At 69.2% G+C, this 23,755-nt stretch carries 32 protein-coding genes; 25 read left to right on the forward strand and 7 right to left on the reverse strand.

All coding sequences use genetic code 11. From position 1 onward, the window contains the following. Window positions 1–5 precede the first annotated feature (5 nt). On the forward strand, window positions 6–458 hold the full coding sequence (locus tag CLV71_RS38065; protein WP_133907766.1) for an anthrone oxygenase family protein: 453 nt from the start codon (window positions 6–8) through the stop codon (window positions 456–458). On the opposite strand, the gene CLV71_RS38070 is transcribed toward CLV71_RS38065, so the two are convergent. Further along, window positions 409–975, reverse strand: coding sequence for a nucleotidyltransferase domain-containing protein (locus tag CLV71_RS38070; protein ID WP_166664421.1), 567 nt, complete (start codon window positions 973–975; stop codon window positions 409–411). The genes CLV71_RS38065 and CLV71_RS38070 overlap by 50 nt on opposite strands. Here CLV71_RS38070 and CLV71_RS38075 point away from each other — a divergent pair. Further along, window positions 974–1,516: an RBBP9/YdeN family alpha/beta hydrolase gene (locus CLV71_RS38075; protein ID WP_133907768.1), complete on the forward strand. Its 543-nt coding sequence runs from the start codon at window positions 974–976 to the stop codon at window positions 1,514–1,516. The genes CLV71_RS38070 and CLV71_RS38075 overlap by 2 nt on opposite strands. A 29-nt stretch (window positions 1,517–1,545) precedes the next feature. On the opposite strand, the gene map is transcribed toward CLV71_RS38075, so the two are convergent. Beyond that, window positions 1,546–2,343 carry a type I methionyl aminopeptidase gene (gene map / locus CLV71_RS38080; RefSeq protein WP_133907769.1) on the reverse strand — a complete coding sequence of 266 codons (798 nt, stop codon included), beginning with the start codon at window positions 2,341–2,343 and terminating at the stop codon, window positions 1,546–1,548. A gap of 81 nt (window positions 2,344–2,424) precedes the next feature. Between map and CLV71_RS38085 the strand changes: the two genes are divergently transcribed. From CLV71_RS38085 to CLV71_RS38095, 3 genes are read left to right on the forward strand one after another with little or no spacing between them, the layout of a single operon-like run. Beyond that, window positions 2,425–2,691 (forward strand): helix-turn-helix transcriptional regulator, encoded by a 267-nt coding sequence (locus CLV71_RS38085; RefSeq protein WP_133907770.1) that lies wholly within the window; start codon window positions 2,425–2,427, stop codon window positions 2,689–2,691. Between the two features lie 59 nt (window positions 2,692–2,750). Beyond that, on the forward strand, window positions 2,751–3,173 hold the full coding sequence (locus CLV71_RS38090; RefSeq protein WP_133907771.1) for a universal stress protein: 423 nt from the start codon (window positions 2,751–2,753) through the stop codon (window positions 3,171–3,173). 9 nt (window positions 3,174–3,182) lie between these two features. After that, a complete protein-coding gene (locus tag CLV71_RS38095) occupies window positions 3,183–3,779 on the forward strand; it encodes a pentapeptide repeat-containing protein (protein WP_133907772.1) in 597 nt (198 codons plus the stop codon). Window positions 3,780–3,816: 37 nt separating this feature from the next. Here the strand turns inward: CLV71_RS38095 and CLV71_RS38100 are convergent, their stop codons facing one another. After that, a complete protein-coding gene (locus tag CLV71_RS38100) occupies window positions 3,817–6,066 on the reverse strand; it encodes a TNT domain-containing protein (protein ID WP_243867163.1) in 2,250 nt (749 codons plus the stop codon). A 100-nt stretch (window positions 6,067–6,166) separates the two neighbouring features. On the opposite strand from CLV71_RS38100, the gene CLV71_RS38105 reads away from it, so the two are divergent. Genes CLV71_RS38105 through CLV71_RS38115 form a run of 3 tightly spaced genes read left to right on the forward strand, consistent with a single transcriptional unit; the run spans window position 6,167 to window position 8,293 of the window. Then, window positions 6,167–7,135 (forward strand): DMT family transporter, encoded by a 969-nt coding sequence (locus CLV71_RS38105; protein WP_133907773.1) that lies wholly within the window; start codon window positions 6,167–6,169, stop codon window positions 7,133–7,135. A 13-nt stretch (window positions 7,136–7,148) separates the two neighbouring features. Beyond that, window positions 7,149–8,000: a bifunctional methylenetetrahydrofolate dehydrogenase/methenyltetrahydrofolate cyclohydrolase gene (locus tag CLV71_RS38110; RefSeq protein WP_133907774.1), complete on the forward strand. Its 852-nt coding sequence runs from the start codon at window positions 7,149–7,151 to the stop codon at window positions 7,998–8,000. After that, entirely contained in the window at window positions 7,997–8,293 is a 297-nt protein-coding gene (locus tag CLV71_RS38115) for a DUF3017 domain-containing protein (RefSeq protein ID WP_424923941.1), read from the forward strand. The genes CLV71_RS38110 and CLV71_RS38115 overlap by 4 nt, the downstream gene beginning before the upstream one ends. On the opposite strand, the gene CLV71_RS38120 is transcribed toward CLV71_RS38115, so the two are convergent. Further along, window positions 8,224–8,418 (reverse strand): DUF397 domain-containing protein, encoded by a 195-nt coding sequence (locus tag CLV71_RS38120; RefSeq protein ID WP_133907775.1) that lies wholly within the window; start codon window positions 8,416–8,418, stop codon window positions 8,224–8,226. The two genes, CLV71_RS38115 and CLV71_RS38120, sit on opposite strands and share 70 nt — an antisense overlap. Between CLV71_RS38120 and CLV71_RS50805 the strand changes: the two genes are divergently transcribed. Further along, window positions 8,381–8,698: a hypothetical protein gene (locus CLV71_RS50805; RefSeq protein ID WP_424923944.1), complete on the forward strand. Its 318-nt coding sequence runs from the start codon at window positions 8,381–8,383 to the stop codon at window positions 8,696–8,698. The genes CLV71_RS38120 and CLV71_RS50805 overlap by 38 nt on opposite strands. Here CLV71_RS50805 and CLV71_RS38130 read toward each other — a convergent pair. Continuing rightward, window positions 8,623–9,480, reverse strand: coding sequence for a helix-turn-helix domain-containing protein (locus CLV71_RS38130; protein WP_166664422.1), 858 nt, complete (start codon window positions 9,478–9,480; stop codon window positions 8,623–8,625). The two genes, CLV71_RS50805 and CLV71_RS38130, sit on opposite strands and share 76 nt — an antisense overlap. Before the next feature lie 137 nt (window positions 9,481–9,617). Here CLV71_RS38130 and CLV71_RS38135 point away from each other — a divergent pair, with 137 nt between their 5' ends. The 7 genes from CLV71_RS38135 (at window position 9,618) to CLV71_RS38165 (ending at window position 14,967) form a co-directional block, all read left to right on the forward strand. Then, entirely contained in the window at window positions 9,618–10,115 is a 498-nt protein-coding gene (locus CLV71_RS38135; protein ID WP_133907778.1) for a hypothetical protein, read from the forward strand. 107 nt (window positions 10,116–10,222) lie between these two features. Next, window positions 10,223–11,206 (forward strand): malate dehydrogenase, encoded by a 984-nt coding sequence (locus CLV71_RS38140; protein WP_243867165.1) that lies wholly within the window; start codon window positions 10,223–10,225, stop codon window positions 11,204–11,206. A 141-nt stretch (window positions 11,207–11,347) separates the two neighbouring features. Then, entirely contained in the window at window positions 11,348–11,749 is a 402-nt protein-coding gene (locus CLV71_RS38145) for an SsgA family sporulation/cell division regulator (RefSeq protein ID WP_133907780.1), read from the forward strand. A gap of 108 nt (window positions 11,750–11,857) precedes the next feature. Beyond that, window positions 11,858–12,502 carry a spermidine synthase gene (locus CLV71_RS38150; RefSeq protein WP_133907781.1) on the forward strand — a complete coding sequence of 215 codons (645 nt, stop codon included), beginning with the start codon at window positions 11,858–11,860 and terminating at the stop codon, window positions 12,500–12,502. A gap of 188 nt (window positions 12,503–12,690) precedes the next feature. Next, window positions 12,691–13,551, forward strand: a complete 861-nt coding sequence (locus CLV71_RS38155; RefSeq protein WP_133907782.1) for an SAM-dependent methyltransferase — start codon at window positions 12,691–12,693, stop codon at window positions 13,549–13,551. An 88-nt stretch (window positions 13,552–13,639) separates the two neighbouring features. Then, entirely contained in the window at window positions 13,640–14,341 is a 702-nt protein-coding gene (locus CLV71_RS38160; protein ID WP_133907783.1) for a DUF6882 domain-containing protein, read from the forward strand. After that, window positions 14,338–14,967 carry a maleylpyruvate isomerase N-terminal domain-containing protein gene (locus CLV71_RS38165; protein ID WP_133907784.1) on the forward strand — a complete coding sequence of 210 codons (630 nt, stop codon included), beginning with the start codon at window positions 14,338–14,340 and terminating at the stop codon, window positions 14,965–14,967. Before CLV71_RS38160 ends, CLV71_RS38165 begins: the two co-directional genes overlap by 4 nt. Here CLV71_RS38165 and CLV71_RS38170 read toward each other — a convergent pair. After that, a complete protein-coding gene (locus tag CLV71_RS38170) occupies window positions 14,964–15,542 on the reverse strand; it encodes an HhH-GPD-type base excision DNA repair protein (protein WP_133907785.1) in 579 nt (192 codons plus the stop codon). The genes CLV71_RS38165 and CLV71_RS38170 overlap by 4 nt on opposite strands. A 131-nt stretch (window positions 15,543–15,673) precedes the next feature. Here CLV71_RS38170 and CLV71_RS38175 point away from each other — a divergent pair, with 131 nt between their 5' ends. From CLV71_RS38175 to CLV71_RS38195, 5 genes are all read left to right on the forward strand, one after another. Beyond that, complete coding sequence (locus tag CLV71_RS38175) at window positions 15,674–16,198, forward strand: hypothetical protein (RefSeq protein WP_133907786.1); 525 nt, start codon at window positions 15,674–15,676, stop codon at window positions 16,196–16,198. Between the two features lie 10 nt (window positions 16,199–16,208). Then, on the forward strand, window positions 16,209–16,772 hold the full coding sequence (locus tag CLV71_RS38180) for a GNAT family N-acetyltransferase (protein ID WP_133907787.1): 564 nt from the start codon (window positions 16,209–16,211) through the stop codon (window positions 16,770–16,772). A 1-nt stretch (window position 16,773) separates the two neighbouring features. Further along, a complete protein-coding gene (locus CLV71_RS38185) occupies window positions 16,774–17,979 on the forward strand; it encodes a serine hydrolase domain-containing protein (protein WP_208297957.1) in 1,206 nt (401 codons plus the stop codon). Between the two features lie 90 nt (window positions 17,980–18,069). Further along, window positions 18,070–19,290, forward strand: a complete 1,221-nt coding sequence (locus tag CLV71_RS38190; protein WP_133907874.1) for an NADP-dependent isocitrate dehydrogenase — start codon at window positions 18,070–18,072, stop codon at window positions 19,288–19,290. A gap of 185 nt (window positions 19,291–19,475) precedes the next feature. Then, window positions 19,476–19,805 carry an SH3 domain-containing protein gene (locus CLV71_RS38195; RefSeq protein ID WP_133907788.1) on the forward strand — a complete coding sequence of 110 codons (330 nt, stop codon included), beginning with the start codon at window positions 19,476–19,478 and terminating at the stop codon, window positions 19,803–19,805. A gap of 8 nt (window positions 19,806–19,813) precedes the next feature. On the opposite strand, the gene CLV71_RS38200 is transcribed toward CLV71_RS38195, so the two are convergent. Further along, window positions 19,814–20,548 carry an MBL fold metallo-hydrolase gene (locus tag CLV71_RS38200; RefSeq protein WP_133907789.1) on the reverse strand — a complete coding sequence of 245 codons (735 nt, stop codon included), beginning with the start codon at window positions 20,546–20,548 and terminating at the stop codon, window positions 19,814–19,816. Window positions 20,549–20,593: 45 nt separating this feature from the next. On the opposite strand from CLV71_RS38200, the gene CLV71_RS38205 reads away from it, so the two are divergent. The 4 genes from CLV71_RS38205 to yhjD all read left to right on the forward strand — a co-directional run bounded on the left by CLV71_RS38205 (window position 20,594) and on the right by yhjD (window position 23,751). Further along, window positions 20,594–21,247, forward strand: a complete 654-nt coding sequence (locus tag CLV71_RS38205) for an HD domain-containing protein (protein WP_243867167.1) — start codon at window positions 20,594–20,596, stop codon at window positions 21,245–21,247. A 199-nt stretch (window positions 21,248–21,446) separates the two neighbouring features. Continuing rightward, the gene (locus CLV71_RS38210) at window positions 21,447–21,668 is read left to right on the forward strand and encodes a hypothetical protein (RefSeq protein WP_133907791.1); all 222 of its coding nucleotides are present in this window, start codon (window positions 21,447–21,449) and stop codon (window positions 21,666–21,668) included. Between the two features lie 19 nt (window positions 21,669–21,687). Beyond that, the gene (gene trpS, locus CLV71_RS38215; protein WP_133907792.1) at window positions 21,688–22,710 is read left to right on the forward strand and encodes a tryptophan--tRNA ligase; all 1,023 of its coding nucleotides are present in this window, start codon (window positions 21,688–21,690) and stop codon (window positions 22,708–22,710) included. Between the two features lie 27 nt (window positions 22,711–22,737). Beyond that, entirely contained in the window at window positions 22,738–23,751 is a 1,014-nt protein-coding gene (yhjD, locus tag CLV71_RS38220; protein WP_243867169.1) for an inner membrane protein YhjD, read from the forward strand. Window positions 23,752–23,755: the final 4 nt, after the last annotated feature.

The following is a 23,755-nucleotide window of genomic DNA, read 5'->3' on the forward strand; positions in this document are numbered from 1 at the left end:
ACGTCATGCTCAGCACGCTCGCTGTCATCACCGCAACCGTCGTCGGCGTCATGGTCGGCGTCGAGTTCGCCGTCGCCGTCTTCGTCAACCCCATGCTGTTGCGACTGTCCGCAGGCCCCTCGCTGGAGGCCCGCGCCGACGGCGCCCGGGTGCTCGGCCGTGTCATGCCCTTCTGGTACGTCGGGTCCCTGCTGCTCACGGCCTGGCTGGCCGCTCTCTCGTGGGGCAGTCCGGCGGGCGTCGCGGCCGTCGTGGCCGCGGTCCTGCTCGTCGTGAGCGTCGTCATGTCCGTCACCCTGCTCGTCCCGATCGCCAACCGCGCCGCCACGTGGACGGCCGACGACCACCCCGCGGACTGGCGCGACCAGCAACAACGCTGGGACCGGCTGCACTACGCGCGAGTGGTGATCATCGTCGCGGCGTTCGTGCTGACACTCGTCGCGGGGACGGTCGCCTGAACGCGGTCCACCGCATCGACCGGAGAACGCGAACCGCCGCGATGTCCTTGTCGCGCCACGGCCGCCCGTTGCGCAGGTGGGGGTACTGCTCCCGCATCGCCAGCATCCCGACCACGCTCATCACCAGCAGCGACAGACCCTCGAACTCGACGCGCTCGTCGGGGAACGAGCCAGCGGGGAACACCCAGTCGTCCCATCGGCCTTCGGTCGTGAACGTGCCGTCGGACCGGGCGTCGAAGTAGGCGGTGCTGAACCGGGTGTCCTCCCAGCTGTACTCGCTGGACTCCTCCGGCGGCTGCGTGTCCAGGAGGGTCGCACCGGCGTCCACCAGCAGCCGTCGCACCTCGGGTGCGTCGCGGCGGTCGACCCAGAACTCGACGTCCCCGTGTTCGCGGGTCACGTGCCCGATCCGGGCGTCGAGTCCCCAGCCGCCGAACAGCCACGCACGTCTGTCGTCCAGCGTGGTGGTGATCCTGTCGATCAGGTCGAGCTGGGGCCGGGTTACCTTCTCCGTCATGGAGAACATGATCGTCGTGCCTGGTCTGGGTGGGTCGGGGCGTGATCACTGGCAGTCGTACTGGCTCCGGGACCGGCCCTCGGCCGTGCGGGTCGAGCAGCGGGACTGGGAACGGCCCGACCGGGACGAGTGGGTGGCCGCACTGGATGACACGGTCGCACGCGCCACGGGACCGGTCGTGCTGGTCGCACACAGCCTCGGCTGCCACACCGTCGCACACTGGGCCGACAAACACGACGCGCCCGTCCGCGCGGCACTGTTGGTGGCGCCGCCCGACATCGAGTACTCGGCGTCCCACGGCGCGCCGATCGCCGGTTTCGGGCCGCCCGCCGCGAACCCGTTGCCGTTCCCGACCGTCCTGGCGGCCAGCGGCTCCGATCCCTGGGCGGCGATCGACCAGTCCCGTCGGCTGGCCGAACAGTGGGGGGCACGGTTCGTGAACCTCGGTGACGTCGGCCACGTCAACCCCGCCAGCGGCTTCGGCCCGTGGCCCCAGGGTGAGGAGTTGCTCCGCGCCCTCCTCGCCGAGACCGCCGACTGAACCGGACAGCACGTACCGGCTCCGGGAGATCAGGAGCGGTGGGCGGAGTCCGCGTGGTGGGGCTGTCGTTCGGTCAGCACGAGGGTGCTGTCCTCGGTGATCGCGATCGTGTGCTCGGAGTGGGCGGTGCGTGAGCCGTCCGCCGAGCGGATCGTCCAGCCGTCGGGGTCGAAGACGATCCGGTCGGTCGTGGCGGCGAGCCAGGGCTCGAGTGCCAGGGTCATGCCCGCGCGGAGCTTGAGGCCGCGGCCCGCGCGGCCCCTGTTGGGCACGTGCGGGTCCTCGTGCATCGTGCGGCCGAGGCCGTGGCCGCCGAACTCCGTGTTGATCGGGTAGCCGTAGCCGGAGGCGACCGCCTCGATCGCCGCCGAGACGTCGCCCAGCCGGTTGCCCGGCCGCGCCGCTTCGATGCCCGCGACGAGTGCCTCCTCGGTCGCGCGGATGAGCCGCAGGTCCTCCTCGGCCGGGGTGCCGACGATGATGGTGCGGGCGGAGTCCGCGACCCAGCCGTCGATCCCGACCGCCAGGTCCATGGTGAGGACGTCGCCGTCGCCCAGTGTGTAGTCGTGGGGCAGTCCGTGGAGCACCGCGTCGTTGACCGAGAGGCAGATGACGTTGCGGAACGGGCCCTTGCCGAAGGACGGGGCGTAGTCCCAGTAGCAGGACTCCGCGCCACGTTGGCGGATCCGGTCGCGGACGTGGTGTTCCAGGTCGAGGAGGTTGACGCCGACGTCGGCGAGATCGCCCAGCTCGGACAGGATCTGGGCGACGAACTGTCCGGTGACGTGCATCCGTTCGATCTCGGCCTGCGACTTCAACTCGATCATGGACACCCTCATGCCGTCGGTCGGTATAATAATACCAACGTAGCACTTGCGGTATTAAAATACCAGCCGTACTCTGGTGCCGTGGTTCGCAACCCGCTCACGCCGGAACAGATCGAGGCAGGCAGGCGTCTCGGAAGGCTGCTGCGTGAGGCGCGGGCCGACCGCGACCTCGGCGACGTCGCGCAGGCGGCGGGCATGTCGCCGGAGACACTGCGCAAGATCGAGACCGGTCGGCTCCCGACCCCCGCCTTCGGCACGATCGCCTGTCTCAGCGACGTTCTCGGCCTGCCGATCCAGGACCTGGCCGCCGCGTGGCGTGACGGCCCACCGCTCGAAGCGGCGTCCTGAGGGCATCTACCGCATAACGACAGTTCAACAGGAGTGGTTCGTAGCCCTAGGATCCGGGCGTGCGCGACTACGAAGTCGGTAAGGACGGACTTGCCGTGATCGTCGTCGGTGTGGACGGAACGCCACGCGCACTGCATGCCGCCGCGTGGGCGAGCGGACTGGCCCGGCGGGAGCGCGCACGCCTCGTCTTCGTCTACGTGGAGCCGATCACGAGCCCCGCCTACTGGTCCCCTTTCGGCATGGCCACTGCCGCGGAGGCCGCCAACGAGCTGGTGGCAGAGCTGCGCCGCACGGTCGCGGACTACCTCGGCAGCATGGGTGTCCAGTGGGAACTGGTGCACCACAGGGGTGATCCGGCGCACGGGCTCGAGAAGGTGGCCGAGGAGCTGCACGCCGACTGCATCGTCGTCGGCCGCGGCGGGGGCGGCGTGGCGAAGTTCCTGATCAACGACGCGCGACGGCCTGTCGTGGTCGTTCCCTAGTCTGCGGGTATGAACGACGACGACTACCGCGATGTCGACCTGTCCAACCAGTCGTGGGAGGGCGAGAACTTCACCGGCATCGACTTCACCGACTCCGACCTGCGCGGCGTCGTCACCAAGCGGTGCACGTTCGACCACTGCGACTTCACCCGCGTGGACTTCGGCGAGTCCAGGCACACCGTGTCCGCGTTCCGGTCGTGCACCTTCGAGCGCACCAACCTGATGCACTCGACCTTCACCGGCTGCTCGTTCCTCGGTGCGACGTTCCACGAGTGCCGTTTCCGGCCGTGGCAGGTTACGGACACCGACCTGACCCTCGCGAGCCTCGGCGGGGCCAACTTCCGCAAGCTCACGCTCGCCGGGCTCAGGTTCCGCGAGGCCAACCTGACGGGTGCGGACCTCCGTGAGTGTGACCTCACCGGCACCGACCTGACCGGCGCCCGACTGCTGGAAACCAAGCTGGAAGGCGCCGATCTCCGCGGCGCCCAACTCGACGCCAACGGGCTGCGTCAGGCGTCCCTTGCCGGTGCGCGCGTGGACATCGACATGGCCATCGCGTTCGCCGCCGCCCACGGCCTGCAGGTCGGCGAGCCCGACGGTCGGTAGTCCTGGGGTGGGCCGGAGGCCGGCCCACCCCAGGGGCTCAGCCCGGCGGGCGGTCGCGGTCGTTGACCTCGGTGAGCTGGCCGTGCGCGACCATGTCGCCGACCGCGTCCGGCAGCAGGAAGGCCGTGCCGCCGCCCGGCTGGTCGAACCACGGGATGGCGGCGCCGGTCAGTACCTGCACCGGCTGGCGGACGCGGTAGACGTGGTACGGCCGGTCGATCCACTCCGGCACCAGCGACCGCTCCGAGAACGGCGTGCCCACGGCGTAAACGAGGTTGCCGTCACCGTCGCCGAAACGGTCGATCTCCATGCCCGGCTCCAGCTCGATGACCCGCTTGCCGCGGAACAGCGTCAGCGGCGGCTCACCCGGCAGCGGCGTGATCGGCCACTCCGAGCCGGCGGGCGCCGTCGCCGCACCGTTCGGACGGGAGGCGAGGACCGTCGCCTGGTCACGCGACTCGGCCCGGGACGGCAGGTCCAGCCCACGTCCGTTCTCGAACCCGCGCGACGGCAGGTCCATCCCACGACCCGGCGTATCGAGGCCACGTCCGGCGTCGGGTCCGCGACCCGTGTCCAGACCGCCCGGCGGGGTGAACCCTCGTCCGCCGTCCGACCCGTCCTGCCCACGGCTGGGTGAGTCGAAGCCTCGACCCGGCGTGTCCAGACCGTGGCTCGGCATGTCGATGCCACGCGGCGGCGAGTCCATCCCGTGCGGGGACGGCGCCTCCATGGCCATCGTCGGCGCGGGCCTCGGCGGGGTACCCGGGGGCGGCCCCGACCTCGGTGGCGTGAACGCAGGCGAGTCGCCGTGCCGGCCGGACGAGTCGCCGTACGCGGGCGCGTCCGAGTACCGGTTCGGTGTGTCCCCGTACCCGGGCGTGCCGGGTGGCGGCTTGACCGGACCGGCCGGCTGGTGTCCGTAGTCCTCGCTCTGCGAAGCCAGTGGCTCGAAGGCGTCGATCGGGGCCGACATCGGTTGGAAGCCCTCGTCGGTTTGCTGTGCGGGGACAGCGGGCGGCAGCTCCGGGTTCTTCGGACCGGCCGCCCACCTGTCGGTGTCCAGCAGCAGCTTGCCCAGCAGGAACGCCGAAGCGTCCGCCACGTCCTCGAACACCGCCGGTGCGACCCAGTCGCGGTCGTGCCAGCCGACGCGCCAGCCCTCGTCCGTCTGCTCCATGGCCCAGCCGCGACCGACGGGCGTGCCGATCCGGTACGCGGTGTCGGGCACGTCCAGGTCCTCCAGCCGCGCCCGCAGCTGGTCGATCTGCTGCGCGGGTGGACCCTGCGACGGCAACGCGGCCCTGGGCGGCACGGGTCCCTGCGCGGGCGCGGGGCCCGGTGCGGGCGGGGGCACCGGCATCGCACGGGTGGGCGCCGCAGGCGCGGGCCGGGCGCCGGGAGCGGGTGCTCCCGGGGGCGGCCCGAGGAACAGCTGCGCCGCGGCGCGGGTCTGGTCGTCGACCGGCACCACCTTGAACCGCATCCGCCGCATGTGCTCGACCAGGTCGGGCTCCGGCGCTACGTCGTGCTCACGCAGGTAGTAGTTCACCGCCGCCGGCCAGATCCACGTGCCGTCCGTGTGGAACGCGACCGGCACCGACTGCTGCCCGTTCGGGTCGAGCCGGTCGGTGTCGTACCCGCGGCCGGGCCCCACGAGCGGCGCCTTGTCCAGGTAGTCCAGGACGTCCGTGATGTCCATGTCGTCGACCGGCGGGCGGTTCACCGACGGGCGGCCGTCCTCGCCGGGGCCGTCGAAGATCCGCGCCACGCGGAACCTCGGCGCCTGCGCACCGAGAGGGCGGTCGGGACCGGGGCCGGGAACGGGTCCTGGACCGGGCCCGGGACCGGGAGGCGGCGCCATCGCGAGTCTGCGGCGCAGCCACTCCGGGACGTTCTCGTCGGAGCGGGGGAACATCCGCATGTCGTCCGGGTACGCCTGCGGGGGCGGCGCCATGTCCCAGGCGGGCTCCTCGCGGTCGTACTCCAGGTTGTAGCTCGACGGGTGGTCGAGGCGGTAGCGGGCGTTGAACCACGTGCCACGCCCCTCGCGGTACATGCCGCCCCGCAGGCGGGCGAACAGCCCCTGCAGGTCGGCTGGCATCTCCCACGGCTCCGTGGTGCCGTCACCGAAGGTGACCTGGCTGGTCGACTCGGCGTAGCGGCCGACGGCGCGGTAGTCGACGGTGAGCTGCTCCCAGTCGCCGGGAGCGACGCGGAGCATCGCCAGCCCGATCTGCTTGACCAGGGCGTCCTGCTCAGTCGGTGTTAGCTGGGTCGGTTGGGCCACGGTGACATCTTCCCTTAGTCCTCCGGTCGGCGTCACAGCATGCTTGCTCTACCTGGCCCTTTTTGCGGCCGCAGGGCCTCGTGGGTCAGGATGACGACACGTGAGCACCGCCGTTGTCTCTCCAGCACACCATCCGTCGGCACGCCTCCGCGCGGCGGGTGCCGCTCTCGCCGCACTCGGCGGGGTCGCGCTGGCCGTGCAGGGCCGGATCAACGGCCAGCTCGGCCACCAGCTGCAGGACGGTGTGGTCGCGGCGCTGATCTCCTTCTCGGTCGGGTCTGTGCTGCTCCTGGCCGTTGCACCGATCCTGCCAGGCGCCCGCGCGGGTGTCGGCCGTTTGCGAAAAGCGCTCCGTGAACAGGCCCTGCGCCCCTGGCAGATGCTCGGCGGAGCCTGCGGTGCGTTCCTCGTCACGACGCAGGGGGTCACCGTCCAGCTGCTCGGCGTCGCGGTGTTCACGGTCGCCGTCGTCGCTGGTCAGGTCGTGTGCAGCCTGCCCGTCGACCGTGCCGGGCTCGGACCGGGCGGGCCCCAGCCGATCACGCTGCCGAGGGCTGTCGGGGCGTCACTCGCTGTGATCGCAGTGATCATCTCGGTCTCTGACCAGGGCATCGTCACTGCTTCGGGTGGACTCTGGTGGGCTGCGCTACCGGCGGTAGCCGGCGCCGGCCTCGCGTGGCAGGGCGCGATGAACGGCCGGGTCCGTGCCGCCGCCGACGACGTCGTGGTCCCCACGGTGGTGAACTTCCTGGTCGGCACGTGTGCGCTGGTCCTGGCGGCCTGCGTCGACGTGATCATCAAGGGCTGGCCCGCCACACCACCCGATCAGTGGTACCTCTACGTCGGCGGCACCCTGGGTATCGTCGCGATCATGACGGCGGTGAGCGCCGTTCGGGTGACGGGCGTGCTGCTGCTCGGCATGGCCTCGGTCACCGGTCAGCTGGTGGGCGCCGTCCTGCTGGACATCTTCGTGCCGACGACCGGTGGACTGTCGGTGACGACCGTCGTCGGCATCGCGCTCACGATGGTCGCGGTCGGCATCGCCGCCATCCGCCGTCGGCCTCGATGAGAGGATGGGCGGCGTGACCGCGACGATCCTGGACGGCAAGGCGACCCGAACGGCCATCTTCGAGGACCTCCGCGTGCGTGTCGGCGTCCTCGCCGCACGTGGCGTGGTGCCCGGCCTCGGCACGGTGCTGGTCGGTGACGACCCCGGCTCGCACTCCTACGTCCGCGGCAAGCACAACGCGTGCGCGAAGGTCGGCATCAACTCGATCCGCCGCGACCTGCCCGCGGACATCTCCCAGGCCGACCTCCACCGCGTCATCGACGAGCTGAACGAGGACCCGGCCTGCACGGGCTACCTCATCCAGCTGCCGCTGCCGGGGCACCTGGACCCTGGCGCCGCCCTGGAGCGCGTCGACCCGGCGAAGGACTCCGACGGTCTCCACCCCATGAACCTGGGCCGCCTGGTCCTGGGTGAGACGGGCCCGCTGCCGTGCACTCCGCTCGGCATCGTCGAGCTGCTCAGGCGCTACGACGTGCCCATCGCGGGCACGAACGTGACGGTCGTCGGGCGAGGCGTGACGGTCGGCAGGCCGCTCGGGCTGCTGCTGACGCGCCGCTCGGAGAACGCGACCGTCACGCTGTGCCACACCGGTACCAAGGACCTGGCCACGGAGGTCCGCCGCGCCGACATCGTCGTCGCGGCGGCTGGCAACCCCGCTCTGATCACTCCCGACATGGTCAAGCCGGGTGCGGCGGTCCTCGACGTCGGCATCACCCGAACCGACGAGGGCCTGGTCGGCGACGTGCACCCGGAGGTCCGGGAGGTCGCGGGCTGGCTCGCACCGATGCCGGGTGGCGTCGGCCCGATGACGGTCGCCATGCTGCTGACGAACACGGTCGAGGCGGCGGAACGGCAGGCGCTGTGACCACCCCGCACCGGCGCAGGCATCCGGTCCTGGCGCACCTGCCGTTCGGGATGGTCCTCGCGGTGGTGGCGCTCGGGCTGCTGCGGATCGTGCTGTACCACTGGCGGCAGGGAACCGTGCTCATCGGCATAGCCCTGTTCCTGGCAGCGGGGCTACGCGCGTTGCTGTCCGACGAGCAGGCGGGCCTGATCCTGATCCGGGGCAGGGGAGTGGATGTGCTGACCTACTCCGCGTTCGGCGCCTGCATGATCCTCGTCGCCATGACGATCGAGGGCGGACCGCTCGGCAACTGAGGGAAGGTCAGGACGGGCCCACCGGGATCTTTGGAATCTCGCACAGCAATTCCCGACCCCGAATGGGCCAGCTCGACGCAGTTCTCTTTGGCGGAGACGCTGCTTCGTTTCCAGTTCAAGGTCACTCCACGGGTTGACTACTCCGGGCTCGACGCCTGCGCGATCCTTGCCGCCATGACGATCGAGAGCGGGCCGCTTGGCAACAGCGGAAAGATCAGGGCAGGCCCACTGGGATTCTTCGAGTCCCGCACTCCGATCGAGGCGCCGGAACAGGCCACCTCAACACAGTTTTCTTTTCCGCTGAAGCTGCTCTTCTGCCAGTTCAAGGATCACTCCAAGGTCGCGGCCATCTCGGTCACCAATCTTACGGAGTCCGCCTCGCTGATCGCCAGGTCGAGCAGCTGATTGATGGCCTGATCGTAGGCGGCGGTATCGCTGTGCTCCTCCAGGAAAAGGCTTGAGGTCTGGTTCTCGAAAAACACCACATTGGGCCGGTCTGCGAAGCGCATGCGGAGGAAACTTCCCAGCAGTCCCGGATGACCACCGATCATGGTCGGCACTATCCGCAGGGTCACGTTGGCTCGCTTGGTGATCTCGGTGAGATAGCGGAGCTGATCGCGCATCACCTCGCGACCGCCGACGAAGTTACGCAGGGCCGACTCGGCCAGAATCGCCGTCAGCTGGGGAGCGTCGATCTTGCGCAGAACTCCTTGCCGGTGGACTCGCCCAATCACCCAGTTGTCGATCTCCTTTGGCTCGGTCACCATGCAGACTTGCTCGACCATGGATCTGGCGTAGGGCATCGTCTGCAGCAGTCCCGGCACTATCAAGGGCTCGAAACTCACGAGGCTGGTTGCCCTCGATTCGAGGAGTTTCAGGGTGGCGAACCGCGTCTCGGCCGAGGTGTCGCGTTGCCAGAAACCCGGTTGGTTGGACCGCTTCGCGAGGGTCAGCAGCTCCAAACGCTGGTCACCCTTGACCCCGTAGACCACCAGCAGCGCCGACACGTCCTCCGGGCTCGGCACCCGCTTCCCCTTCTCCATCCTGGAGAGGTACGACTCGCTGATCCCGATCCGCGACACCACCTCGGCAAGCGTCAACCCGCAGGCATCCCGCAACCGGCGTAGTTCCTCACCCAGCACCTCAACCCGCACGGTCGAGTCAGAGGCAGACAACATCATGGTCATGGGCCACATCCTTGCCCCCTGACCAGCGCTTTTCCTCCTCCAACCCCGCAACTGCACCCGAAGGACTGCGGTATTGCCACCTTGGCAACCCGCCGCCGTGCACTATGTGTCGAAGATTCGGAACTGGGGGTTCACCAATGCGTTTCACCGATGCCAAGGGTCGAGAGTGGACGGTCGAGTGGCGGTTCGCGCCATGGCGGCGGGTACTCCGGTTCTTCGCGCTGGCGGCGGGTCGCTATCGCTACGGCCGGTGGCCGCACGGTGACGGAACCAGCTCCCTCGACGCCGAAGGCTCGCTCGTCGTCCTCCTCTACGGCAGCCTCCTCGGCATCGTCCTCTCACCGCTGACCCTCCTGGAGCTGCTCGCGCAACTGACCTCCGGCGCCGTCCTCGCCGCCCTGCGGGCCGCCGGCCTGGCCAGGTACCGAGTGGACGTCCGGGCACTCTCGGACCACTACCTGCACTCCGAGACCGTCCTCTACGTGCGCGGCGGCGACCGGGCAGGGTGGCTGACCAGCGCGATCGGCGACGAACGGCAAGGCGCCGAGCAGGCGTTCCGGCCGGACTGGCTGCCGGACGACGTCGAGGTCCGCACGCACCGCAGCCTGTGGCAGTCGACGGCGGAATGGGTGTAATCCAGACCGCACTGACTCCCTGCTCACAAGCGGCCCCACCGCTCCCGTCCCTGCTTGATAGCCTCCGGGACACCGAATCTCTCTTCTCAGTCGGGAGGATCTTCCCCGTGGCAAGCAAGGCTGCCGTCAAGGTCACCGTCACCGGTGCCGCCGGCCAGATCGGTTACGCACTGCTGTTCCGCATCGCCTCCGGGCAGCTGCTCGGGCCCGACACGCCCGTCCGGCTGTCGCTGCTGGAGATCACCCCGGCACTGAAGGCCGCCGAGGGCACCGCCATGGAGCTCGACGACTGCGCGTTCCCCCTCCTGTCCGGCATCGACATCACCGACGACGCGAAGCGTGCCTTCGACGGCGTCAACGTCGCACTGCTCGTCGGCGCCCGCCCCCGCACCAAGGGCATGGAGCGCGGCGACCTCCTCGAGGCCAACGGCGGCATCTTCAAGCCGCAGGGCGAGGCCATCAACGCAGGCGCGGCCGACGACGTCAAGGTCCTGGTCGTCGGCAACCCCGCCAACACGAACGCGCTGATCGCCAAGTCGCACGCGCCGGACGTCCCCGCCGAGCGGTTCACCGCGATGACCCGCCTCGACCACAACCGCGCGCTGTCGCAGGCCGCGGCCAAGCTGGGCGTGCCCGTCACCGACATCTCGAAGCTGACGATCTGGGGCAACCACTCCGCGACGCAGTACCCGGACCTGTTCCACGCCGAGGTCGGCGGGCAGAGCGCCGCGGCTGCCGTCGACGACGACGCGTGGCTGAAGGACACCTTCATCCCGACCGTCGCGAAGCGTGGTGCCGCGATCATCGAGGCCAGGGGCGCGTCCTCGGCCGCGTCCGCCGCCAACGCCGCGATCGACCACGTCCACGACTGGGTGCACGGCACCGACTGGACGTCGATGGCGGTCGTGTCCGACGGCTCGTACGGCGTCCCGGAGGGCCTCATCTCCTCGTTCCCGGTCCGCACGTCCGGCGGTCAGTGGGAGATCATCCAGGGGCTGGAGATCGACGAGTTCTCACGTTCCCGGATCGACGCCTCGGTGGCCGAGCTGGCCGAGGAGCGCGACGCCGTGCAGCAGCTGGGTCTTATCTGAGAATCCGCAGGTCAGAGACCTGCCGTGTGTCGGCCGTCATACCTGATGGGCTGAACATCCGGCGTTGGTCGTCAGACCTGGGCCCCCTCCGCATCTCATCCTCGACCGATGACCGTGTCGAGACCGAGGAGGGGGCCAGAGATGACCACCGAAGCTGTTCACGCAGAACTCGTCGCGCTTTACGACGGCACCACGCCCGTCCGTTCCCGCTGGTCCTACCGCGCCGACTCACCGTTCACGGTGACGGCGTCGTTCCAGACCGACCGGGACCGCTGGGTCGAATGGGTCTTCTCCCGCGAGCTGCTCGTCGACGGCCTCGAGGACTCCGCGGGCATCGGCGACGTCCGGTTCCGCTCGCTGGAGGAGCGGGGCCTGCGCATGCTCGTCGTCGAGATCGAGTCCCCGGAGGGCTACGCGCTGCTGGAGCTGGACCACGAGGCCGTCGCCGGGTTCATGGGCGAGACCGACGAGCTGGTCCCGATCGGCAGCGAGGAAGAGCACTTCGACGTCGACGCGCTGATCGAGGAACTCACCAGGGTGTGACCTGGCGCGGTGGCGGTGTGCCTCTCGGGCGCGCCGCCCGACCGCCTGCACAGTGCAACTCCCACCCGGCCCGGGTGCGGACGGCCCGGCCGACCCTAGTCTGTCGGGATGGGTTCGCAGGTCCTCGCACGAGTGGTGGGAGTGTGCGGCGAGCTGGTGCTGCGCCGGTCGGGGCCCCACCACGAGATCATCGCCAACGGCACCTTCCTGATGGACACCCGGAACGGTGAGTCCGAACGGTTGCTCGTCGACGCCGCCGCGGACCGGATGCCGGTCGGTGGCCGACTACTGGTCGGGGGGCTCGGCGTCGGGTTCTCGCTGCGGGCCGCGTTGGCCCATCCCTCCGTCGGTGAGGTCGTGGTCGTGGAACGCGAGCCCGCCGTGATCGAGTGGAACACCACCCATCTGGGTAACGCGGACGTGCTCGCCTCTCCCCGCGTCCGGGTGGTGGCCGAGGACCTGCTGGAGTGGCTGCCGGCCGCGGGCACGTTCGCCGCGCTGTGCCTCGACGTCGACAACGGTCCGGAGTGGACGGTCGACGACGGCAACGCGGCGCTCTACGGTCCCGAGGGGCTGGACATGCTCGCGGGCGCGCTCGTGCCGGGTGGGGTGCTCGCCGTGTGGAGCTCCGGCGCGGCGCCCGCCTTCGTCGCCGCGCTGACCGAACGGCTCGGTCCGGTGGAGGTCCTGGAGATCCCGGTGTCACGCGGGGAGCCGGATCTCGTGTTCCTGGCCAGGCGCTCAGGCGGGTGAAGTCGCTGGACCGATTGGGCGCACTTCGTGGACTGAAAAAGGCAAATCTGACGGCCTGCGCGGCCTTTCTACCAGCGCAGGTGCAGATGCATGGGCATTTGCGGAGATCGTCACCCGCGTTTACCTCGTCCGCGAGCGTCGCTAACCTGAGTTGGTTTTCAGCCGACACTGCCGTCTGTGAGGTCGTCATGTCCGAGACCGCGTCCAAGTACGACGCGCCGAGTATGGTTCCGGTCGGCGTGGACCCGACGAGGGCGAGCATCGCCCGGGTCTACGACGCTTTCCTTGGAGGCAAGGACAACTACGCGATCGACCGCGAGGTGTTCGACCAGGTGCTGCAGGTGGCGCCCGAGGCGAGGGACCTCGCGTGGTCGAACCGGAACTTCCTGACCCGAGCGGTTCGGTTCCTGACCGACCAGGGCGGCATCCGCCAGTTCCTCGACTGCGGATCGGGTCTGCCGACGGCCGAGAACACCCACCAGATCGCGCAGCGCATCGACCCGGAGGCACGGGTCGTCTACGTCGACAACGACCCGGTGGTCATCGCCCACGGCGAGGCTCTGTTGGAGGAGAACGACTTCACGCACTTCGTGGCGGCGGACATCTTCCAGCCGCAGCAGGTGCTGCAGAACCCCCAGGTGCGGAAGCACCTGGACTTCGAGCAGCCGATCGCGCTGCTGCACGTCGGCACGCTGCACCACTACACGGCGGACAACGGCGGCGAGTTGATGCGGGAGTACATCGACGCGCTGGCGCCCGGCAGTTTCGTGGCGATCTCGCACTTCCTGAACCCGGAGACGCCGGAGCACCAGGCTCTCGCGACCCGCATGGAGGACGTGTTCATCCACAGCCCGATGCGCTCCGGCCGCTTCAGGACGAAGGCGGAGCTGCGGAAGTTCCTGCCAGGGCTGGAGATCATCCCGCCGGGGCCCGGCGCGGAGCCCGACTTCACGCTGTCGGACATGTGGTGGCCGGACGGCCCGCGCCTGCGCCCGCTGAGCCCGGTCGAGGAGTGCAGTGCCGCGGCCGTGGGCCACAAGCCGCTCTGACCTCGTGCGGTGACGGGCCGTTCGCTCCCGGGTGAGCGGCGGCCCGTTCCGCGCGTGGTTGTCGGTGACTACCGGTAGCGTCGCGCTCGTGCCAACCTTCTTCGAGTTGCAGGACGACGCCGCGCTGCTGTCGTTCGAACACCAGCTTCACCTTTCCGAGACGATCGGCGAGCACGCCTGGGAGACCGACCTGGCCGAGCCCAGGTTCTCGTTCACCGGCTCGCACCCGCTGACCTGCACGCGGGTGCACCTGCTCGGCAGCGCGGCACCCGGCCCGAAGTCCTGGCTGTGGGCGTGGGCCAACCCGTCCGGCTACCGCGACGAGATCATCGAGCTGGCGTTGGCCGTGCGTGCCTTCGGCGAGGAGCACAACGTGCCGGAGCTGTCCCAGGCGGAGATCCCGTTCGACGCGATGCCGGGCTCCCCGACGGACCCGGCCCACGTGACGGCGCTGATGATGGAGGCAACGAAGGCCGTCACGAAGCAGTGGACCGGCTACCAGGGGCCCGTCGGCGGCGGGACCAGGGCGGGTTTTCTGATCGAGCACCCGGAGTTCGTGCTGCCTGCGCCCGCCGGGCCGCGGGTGTCGCGGGTGCTGCAACAGGGTCTGGCGGACCTGCACCTGTACGACCACCGCCGCGCCTTCCACGCCTACGCGGTCAACCGCGGCCTCGGCGCGCAGCACAACGGGCCGCAGATGTACATCTCCGGCCCGGGCTTCTCGGTGTCGGTGCAGTTCAACCCGCAGAACCTCGTGACGGCGATGTCGGTGAACATGGGGCAGCAGTGAGGCTGGCGGCCATCTACACCCAGGTCACCGATGTCGTCAGCCCATTGGGTGAATCCGACCTGGGACGTCCGAGCCGCTGCGCGGGCTGGACCGTGGGTGACGTGCTGTACCACCTGCTCCTGGACGCGCGCCGCGCGTTGGTGACGTTGGCCAGCCCCTCGGACGGCGACCCGGACGTGGACGAGGTGACGTACTGGCGGTCGTTCCGGCCGGGCGGCGAGGGCTACGACAACCACGCCGAACACGTTCGCCAGGTGACCGCGGCCTATCCGCCCGGCGCCCTGGGCCGCGAGTGGCGGGACACGGCCGCCGCCGCGGTGCGGGCGGCCCAGGCGTGCCTGTACGAGAAGGTGACGACGCAGGGCCATGTCCTGCGCACGGAGGACTTCGTCTCGACCCTGGTCTTCGAGGCGGCGATCCACTACCTGGACATGACGGTGGACCTCCCCGGCGCGCCACCGCCGGACCTGACCCCGACCCGCGCGGTGCTGGACGGTCTGCTCGGCGCGACGGTCGGCTGGGACGACGAGACCTACGCGTTGAAGGGCACCGGTCGACTACCGCTGTCGCCGGCGGACGAGGCGGAGCTGGGCGAGCTGTCCACCAGGTTCCCGCTGACGGGTTAGGCCTCCGCCGCCGCCTTGGCGGCCGCCTTCATCTGCTTCTTGTAGGCACGCACCTTCTGCAGGCTGGCCTCGTCGGTGATGTCCGCGACCGAGAGGTGACTCCCCTTCTTCGCGAACTCACCGGCGGCCTTCTGCCACCCCTTCGCGGTCAGGCCGCGCTGCTTCCCGAGCAGGGCGAGGAAGATCCGCGCCTTGACCTCACCGTAGCCCGGCAGTGCCTTCAACCGCTTCAGCACCTCGGCCCCCGAGGGGTCGCCTGCGGTCCAGACACCGGCCGCGTCACCGTCGTACTCGGCGACGAGACCCTGGCAGAGCGCCTGGATCCGCTTGGCCATCGACCCGGGAAACCGGTGGATGGCAGGCGGCGTCGAGCAGAGCGCGGCGAACTTCTCCGGGTCGTACTCGGCGATGGTGTGGGCGTCCATCGACCCGATGCGGTCGAGGATCTTCTTCGGGCCGAGGAACGCGACCTCGATCGTGATCTGCTGGTCCAGCAGCATGCCGATGAGCAGGGCAAGAGGCTCGCGTTCGAGCAGCTCGTTGGCCTCGGAGTCCGTGGTCAGCCAGATCGCCATGGCGTCATCATGGCACGCGCGACGTACGTCGCGGAGCGTAGCCGCGTGGGTGCCCGTACCGCCGAAGGCGCACCCGGGAACGCTCTCGCGTGACGACGACACAGCGTGAGCCGAAAACGACCATACAAGTCATGACAGTCACGACAGAACGACCCACGCGGCGCCTGACGCCCACCACCCGCAAGTGGCTCCTGGTCCTGCACGTCGTCGCGTCGGTCGGCTGGCTCGGCCTGAACGTCGGCAACCTGACGCTGGAGATCACCGGCCTCACCACGGACGACCCGACGACACAGCACACCGCGCTCGGTGCCCTGTACCTGATCGGGGGACCACTGCTGATCCCCGTGAGCCTCCTGGCGTACCTCTCCGGCATCGCGCTCGGCTTCTACAGCAAGTGGGGCGTGGTCCGGTACCGCTGGGTCCTCGTCAAGTTCAGCCTGACGACGGTGGCCGTGGTGCTCGTGCCGCTGTCACTGCTGCCCGGCCTGCGTGAGCTGTCGACGCTCATGGCCGGCACCCCGACCGACCAGCTCGCCGACCTGGGCGGCATCGGGTCGGACATGCTGGCGGCAGGACTCGTGTCGACCGGCATGTACCTGACGAACGCAATACTGTCCGTTCTCAAACCGTGGGGCCGGACGCGTGCCGTGAGCTAGCGTGGCGAGCGTGCTCCGACCTGACTACCCGATCAAGACCGACCGACTGGTCCTCCGCCCGTTCGCCGCCGACGACCTCGACGCCCTGGTCGCCTACCAGCAGCTTCCCGACGTCGCCCGCTTCCTGATGTGGCCGCCGAGGGACCGCGCACAGGCGGAGGCCTCGCTGAAGTACCGGATCGAGCACCCGACGCTCGAGAAGGAGGGCGACGTCCTGGTCCTGGCGGTCGAGCTCCAGGACACGGGCGCGCTGATCGGTGACGTCAACCTGTCGTGGATGTCGGAGTGGGACCGGACCGGCGAGTTCGGCTTCGTGTTCGACCCCGCCTACCACGGCAGGGGCTATGCCCGGGAGGCGGCGACCGAGGTCCTGCGGCTGGGTTTCGAGCAGATGGGCCTGCACCGGATCATCGGCCGCGCCGACGCCCGCAACGACGCGTCCGCCGCGCTGATGACGAGGTTGGGGCTGCGCAAGGAGGCCCACTTCGTCAAGAACGGGCGCGTCAAGGGCGAATGGACCGACGAGGTGGTCTTCGCGATGCTGTCGGAGGAATGGCCGGACCACAGACCCTGAGATGATCTCGGGCTCTTCCCCGATGTCGCAGGACTTCCTGGCCGCGAGGCTCTGGAGCATGAAGACGATCATCGCCGTGGTGGCTGCCGCTGCCCTGACGCTCGGCTCCGGCGCGACCGCGTCCGCCGCCGAGCCACCGCTCGACCCCGCCAAGCTCGCCGCAGCCATCGCGGGCCTCCCGAACGACGACGCCAGCGGCGCACTGCTCCAGGTCCGCGGCGCGGACGGCCAGTGGCAGGGCACTTCCGGCGTCGCGAACCTCCACACAGGACAGCGCGTCCCGATCGACGGCAGGTTCCGCATCGGCAGCATGACGAAGTCCTTCACCGCCACAGCGGCACTTCAGCTCGTCGCGAAGGGCAGGCTCGACCTGAACCGGACCGTCCAGTCCTACGTGCCGGACGTCCTGCCCACGTCCTACCCGCCCATCACGATCGACCAGCTGCTCTCCTACACCTCAGGTCTCCCCGGCTCGGACATCGACCACAAGGACCCCACCTGGTTCCTCGCCCACCGCTTCGACACCTGGACGCCCCAGCAGCTGTTCCGAGTTTCCTTCCACAACGAGGACGGCTCCGTCAAGCCACTGCACTTCACCCCGGGCACGATGCAGAACTACGGCAACATCGACTACCTCGTCCTCGGCGCGGTCATCGAGAAGGTCACCGGCCGTCCCTACGGAGAGGCCATCGAGAACGGCGTCATCCGGCCGCTGCACCTCACCGCCACGACGGTTCCCGGCACGAACACCGGAATCCACGGGCCGCACGCGCACGGCTACGAGCTGCGGGGCGACGGGTCCTGTGTGGACATCACCGACGCCAACCCGACCTACCAGTGGGCCGCCGCGGAGATGATCTCCAACGCCCCCGACCTCGACCGGTTCCTCGTCGCGCTCATGTCCGGCCGCCTGCTGCCGCCCGCGCAGACGCGGCTGCTCTTCGAGATCCCCGACGTGGACGTCCTCAACCCGGGCGAGGGCGAGCCGACACACGCCTACCTCGGCCACGGTCTCGCGAGCTTCCCCACCGGCGACCTCGTCTTCTGGGGCAAGACCGGAGACCGCCCCGGCTACAACAACGGGATGGCCGCCACCAGGGACCTGACCCGACGTGCCGTGTTCTCCGTGAACACCCTTCACATGGGCGGCAGCACGCAGCCGGTGACCACGCGGAAGATCATCGCGGCGGTGGCGGGGCTCGCGTGAGCGCGGCTACCCGTACGCGTGTACTGTTTGGGCGGGTTGAAGCAGACGAACGCGCGCGCAATGAAGACGCGAGAGGAGCATCCCGAGCACATGGCCAAGATCAAGGTCCAGGGGACCGTCGTCGAGCTCGACGGCGACGAGATGACCCGCATCATCTGGCAGTTCATCAAGGACAAGCTGATCCACCCTTACCTGGACATCAACCTTGAGTACTACGACCTGGGCATCGAGCACCGGGACGCCACCGACGACCAGGTGACCGTCGACTCGGCGAACGCCATCGCGAAGCACGGCGTCGGTGTGAAGTGCGCCACCATCACGCCGGACGAGGCGCGGGTCGAGGAGTTCGGCCTGAAGAAGATGTGGCGGAGCCCGAACGGCACGATCCGCAACATCCTCGGCGGCGTGATCTTCCGCGAGCCGATCGTCATCTCCAACGTCCCCCGGCTGGTGCCCGGCTGGACCAAGCCGATCATCATCGGCCGTCACGCCCACGGTGACCAGTACAAGGCCACCGACTTCAAGGTTCCGGGCCCGGGCACGCTGACCATCAGCTACCAGCCCTCCGACGGCGGCGAGCCGATGGAGTTCGAGGTCGCGAACTTCCCGGAGGGCGGCGGCGTCGCGGTCGGGATGTACAACTACCGCAAGTCGATCGAGGACTTCGCGCGTGCCTCGATGCGGTATTCGCTCGAACGCGAGTTCCCGCTGTACATGTCGACCAAGAACACCATCCTCAAGGCATACGACGGCATGTTCAAGGACGTGTTCGCCGAGGTCTTCGAGGCCGAGTTCAAGGCCGACTTCGACGCCAAGGGCCTCACCTACGAGCACCGCCTGATCGACGACATGGTCGCCGCGGCGCTCAAGTGGGAGGGCGGCTACGTCTGGGCCTGCAAGAACTACGACGGTGACGTCCAGTCGGACACGGTCGCGCAGGGTTTCGGTTCGCTCGGACTGATGACCTCCGTCCTGATGACGCCGGACGGCAAGGTCGAGGCCGAGGCCGCGCACGGCACGGTGACCAGGCACTTCCGCCAGCACCAGGCGGGCAAGCCGACGTCGACGAACCCGATCGCGTCGATCTTCGCCTGGACGCGGGGGCTCGAGGCCAGGGGCAAGCAGGACGGCACCCCCGAGGTCATCGGCTTCGCCGAGACGCTGGAGAAGGTCGTCATCGAGACCGTCGAGAGCGGCAGGATGACCAAGGACCTGGCCCTGCTGATCGGCAAGGACCAGGAATGGCAGACCACGGAGGACTTCCTCGCGACACTTGACGAGAACCTCCAGAAGAAGATGGCATCTGCCTGATTTCTTTTGACAAATGCCGTGCCCACGCTTTGTGTGGGCACGGCATTTCTCTGTACGGAGCGTGGTTGTCCGTACCCGCTGGCTGGTTCCGGAGAGTGGTTCGTTCGCGGAACTCTTTCAATTCTCCAGCGGCCTGGGCTATACCTGACAGTGGAATGGTTCGCGCGGCCTGAGGAGTGTTAGCGGTGGCACTCAAGTTGACCGGCAAACGGACGGTGGTCACGGTCGCGCTGCTGGCCGGCGTCGGCGTGCTGTACGTCCAGGGCAAGGACGAGCAGCACCAGAAGCAGGGGCCCGCGTCCGTCGACACCACCATCTGCCGGGTGGCGTCGACCGAGGACGGGGTCCGCGTCCGCTCGGCCCCGGCCATCGACCCGGCCAACATCGTCGACGAGCTGGCGCAGGGCGAGGAGGCCGACGCGAGCAACGTGATCCAGAACGGCTTCCGCAAGCTGAGCGAGGGCCACTGGGTGTCGGTGGACTACATCCGCCCGCTCGCGGGGCGCAAGTGCTGAGACCCGCGTCAGTCGAGGTCGACTACCAGGCCTTCTTCCGCGGCGAGTAGCTCCCCGTTGAACTCCGACGCCGCCTGCCGCAGCGACACGCCCCGGTCGTTGCCGGGCCAGAAGTGCGTCAGGAGCAGGCGCCGCGCCTCCGCCTCGCGAGCCCAGTAGCCGGCCTCCAGCGCCGACAGGACGTGCCGCTCGCCCTCCGGCTGCGTCTGGAGCGTCGCGTCCATGATGTAGAGGTCCGCGTGCCTGCCAAGCTCCGCGAGCAGCGGGGACGGGCCCGTGTCACCCGTGTAGGCGATCGTCCGGTGACGGGTCGTGGTCAGCCGCACGCCCACGTTCGGCACGTGGTGCGGCAGCTCCATCCCCGTCACCTCGAACGGGCCGATCTTGTACGTGCCGGGCAGCTCCTGGACCTCGAACAACTCGGCCAGGCGTGGTGCCGGCTCCAGGCCGTCCACCAGCGACGCGACCCCCGGCGGACACAGCAGCGGGATCGGGTCGAACGTCCGCTCCCCGTAGTGGCGCACGCGCAGCAGGCCGTTCAGGTCGACGCAGTGGTCGCTGTGCTGATGGGTGATCAGCACGGCGTCGACCGCCCCGTTCGGGCACAGGGACAGCAGGCGGGGCAGTGTGCCGAAGCCCAGGTCCATGACCAGGCGAAACCCGGCGTGCTCGACCAGGAACCCGGCGCACGCACGACCAGGCTCCGGCCACGCGGCGCAGCTGCCGAGCACGGTGATCTTCACGACCGGGCAGCCTAACGTCTCCGCATGTGTGACAGGGTCGCCCGCGTGGAGGAACCTTTGCTCGTCGAGCGTCGCCCGCTGCCGGTCGAGGGCAGGCTGGGGCGGCAGCTGGCGTTCATCGTCGAGGTGGACCGGCTCAAGACCGTCCTTCGGGCGTCGACCCTCGCGGCCGACGCCAGGCGCGAGAACGACGCGGAGCACTCGTGGCACCTCGCGCTCATGGTGCCGGTCCTCGCGGAGTACGCGGACGAGCCGGTCGACGTCGGCCACACCATCAAGCTCGTCGTCGTGCACGACCTCGTCGAGATCTACGCCGGGGACACGCCGCTCTACGACGACGAAGCCCGCGTCAGCCAGGAGGAGCGCGAGTTGGCCGCCGCCGAGCGGCTCTTCGGGCTCCTGCCGGACGACCAGGCCGTCGAGTTCCGCGCGCTCTGGGACGAGTTCGAGGCGAGGCGCACGCCGGAGGCCCGGTTCGCCAAGGCAGTCGACCGGCTCGAGCCCAACCTGCTCAACTGGATGGCGGGTGGCGGCACCTGGGGCACGCCCGGCGTGACGGGCGACACAGTGCGGGCGCGAACCGCGCACATAGGAGACGCGTCACACGCGCTCGGCGAAGTCATGGTTAGCTTGATCGACAGCGCGGAGCGCAACGGCTGGATCGCTGCTGGTCAGCAGGGTGTGGTCGGCCCCGCGTGACGGCTGGCACAACTGGGGGACTACTCTCCCGCGACATACCGATTGGGCTAACCCGGCAGCACTCACGGTAGGGTTCCCCCGATCTGAAGACCCTAAACGGGGTAACACGATGGTGACGAGCGCAGGAGGCGCACCAGTGCGCAACCGAGTTGCCTTGGCGGTCGCCGGGCTAGTTCGGCTGAGTGTGGTCTTGACCTTGGTGCCGGTCGTTCTTGTGACCGGCACAGTCGCGGCGAACGCGAGCACGGCGGACGGCGTCGCCGCGTCCAACATGCAGTTCCCCATCGGCCCCGTCGGTGTGGCCGCCATCGTCGTCGGACTGGGCGGTCTCGTGACCGGCCTGCTGCGGCACCGCCGCCGCGGGCTCACGGCCGAGAAGCCCAGGGTCGAGCAGCCGGTCGCCGACAAGGCCGCCGCCTGACCTCTGGCAGAATCGCCCCGTGACGGAAACGCAAGATCGTCGCCCGCGCGTCCTGTCCGGGATCCAGCCGACGGCCGACTCGTTCCACCTGGGCAACTACCTCGGCGCCGTACGTCAGTGGGTCGCGCTCCAGGAGACGCACGAGACGTTCTACTGCGTGGTCGACCTGCACGCGATCACCGTCGAACACGATCCCAAGCTGCTGCGCAAGCGCACGCGGGTCTCGGCGGCACAGCTGCTCGCCCTCGGCATCGACCCCGAGCGGGCGGCGCTGTTCGCGCAGAGCCACGTGCCCGAGCACGCCCAGCTCGGCTGGGTCATGCAGTGCCTCACCGGGTTCGGCGAGGCCAGCAGGATGACCCAGTTCAAGGACAAGTCGTCGAAACAGGCGCAGGACCGGATCACGCTCGGGCTGTTCGGCTACCCGTCGCTGCAGGCCGCGGACATCCTCTGCTACCAGGCCACCCACGTGCCGGTGGGCGAGGACCAGCGCCAGCACCTCGAGCTGACGCGTGACCTCGCGCAGCGCTTCAACTCCCGCTTCGGTAAGACGTTCGTGCTGCCGGAGCCGTACATCCTCAAGGACGCGGCCAAGATCTACGACCTGCAGGACCCCGGGTCGAAGATGAGCAAGTCGTCGTCATCTCCCGCGGGCATCGTCGACCTGCTGGACGACCCGAAGGTGTCGGCGAAGAAGATCCGCTCCGCGGTGACGGACAACGAGCGCGAGATCGTGTACGACCCCGAGCGCAAGGCCGGCGTGTCGAACCTGCTCGTCGTCCTGTCGGCGTTCACCGGGCGGACCCCGCTCCAGCTGCAGGACGACTACGTCGGCAAGGGCTACGGCGACCTGAAGAAGGACGTCGCCGAGGCGCTGGTCGAGTTCGTGACGCCGGTCCAGGCGCGGGTGCGGTCCTATCTGGACGACACCGCCGAGCTGGACAAGGTGTTGGCGCGGGGTGCCGAGCGGGCGCGGGAGGTCGCGTCCAGGACGCTCGCGCGGGCGTACGACCGGCTGGGGTTCCTCGCACAACGTGCATGAACCCTGGTGGGCCGTTAGCGTTTGGTCGTGGCGGAATCGTTTCTCACCAGGCAGCGGCATGCCCGGCCCTGGCTGGACCATCTCCTCAGGGCCGGTGAGGCGTTCACCGAACGCTACGGCAACCACTACGCGGCCGCCATCACCTATTTCAGCGTGCTGTCGCTCTTTCCGCTGCTGATGATCGCGTTCGCGGTGGCCGGGTTCGTCCTGGTCGGCAATCACGCGCTGCTGACGGAAATGAAGAACGGAATCACCGAAGCGGTTCCCTCGGGCCTCGGTGAGACGCTCAACAAAGTCGTCGACCAGGCCGTCGAGTCACGGGGAACCGTCGGTGTCCTCGGTTTGTTGGCCGCCCTTTACTCGGGCCTCGGTTGGATGTCCAACCTGCGTGACGCACTCACCGCACAATGGGGTCTGGAACACCAGGACCGGCCATTCCTGAAAACCACGCTCAAGGATTTGCTGTCCCTTTTCGGGCTGGGCCTCGCGCTGGCCGTCTCGTTCGGACTGTCGGCAGCGGGCACCGGTCTCGGCGAGTGGCTGCTGGGGCTGGTCGGCCTCGACGACGACGCGTGGGCGCTGTTCCTGCTGAACGTCGGCAGCATCGTGCTGGCGCTGGCGGCGAACTGGCTCGTGTTCCTGTGGGTGTTGACCCGCCTGCCGAGGGAGAAGGTGGGCGTCCGTTCCGCCATACGTGGCGCCGTCGCCGCCGCGGTCGGTTTCGAGATCCTGAAACAGGTCTTCACGATCTATCTCAGGAGCGTGGTCGACTCGCCGTCGGGCCAGCTGTTCGGCCCGATCATCGGTCTGCTGCTGTTCGCGAACTTCGTCTCGCGGTTCCTGCTGTTCATCACCGCCTGGACGGCCACGGCGAGGGAGAACATGCTGCCCGCCACGCCGGAACCACCCCCACCGGCCGTGATCAGCCCGAGGATGGTCATCCGCAAGGGGCCGTCCGCCCGTGACGCGGCGGGCCTGCTGGGCGTGGGCGCGCTGGTCGGCCTGCTGTGGGGCAACCGGAAGCGCCCGCCACGGGCCTGACGGG

This window comes from Actinophytocola oryzae (assembly GCF_004364325.1).
Classification (GTDB): Bacteria; Actinomycetota; Actinomycetes; order Mycobacteriales; family Pseudonocardiaceae; genus Actinophytocola; species Actinophytocola oryzae.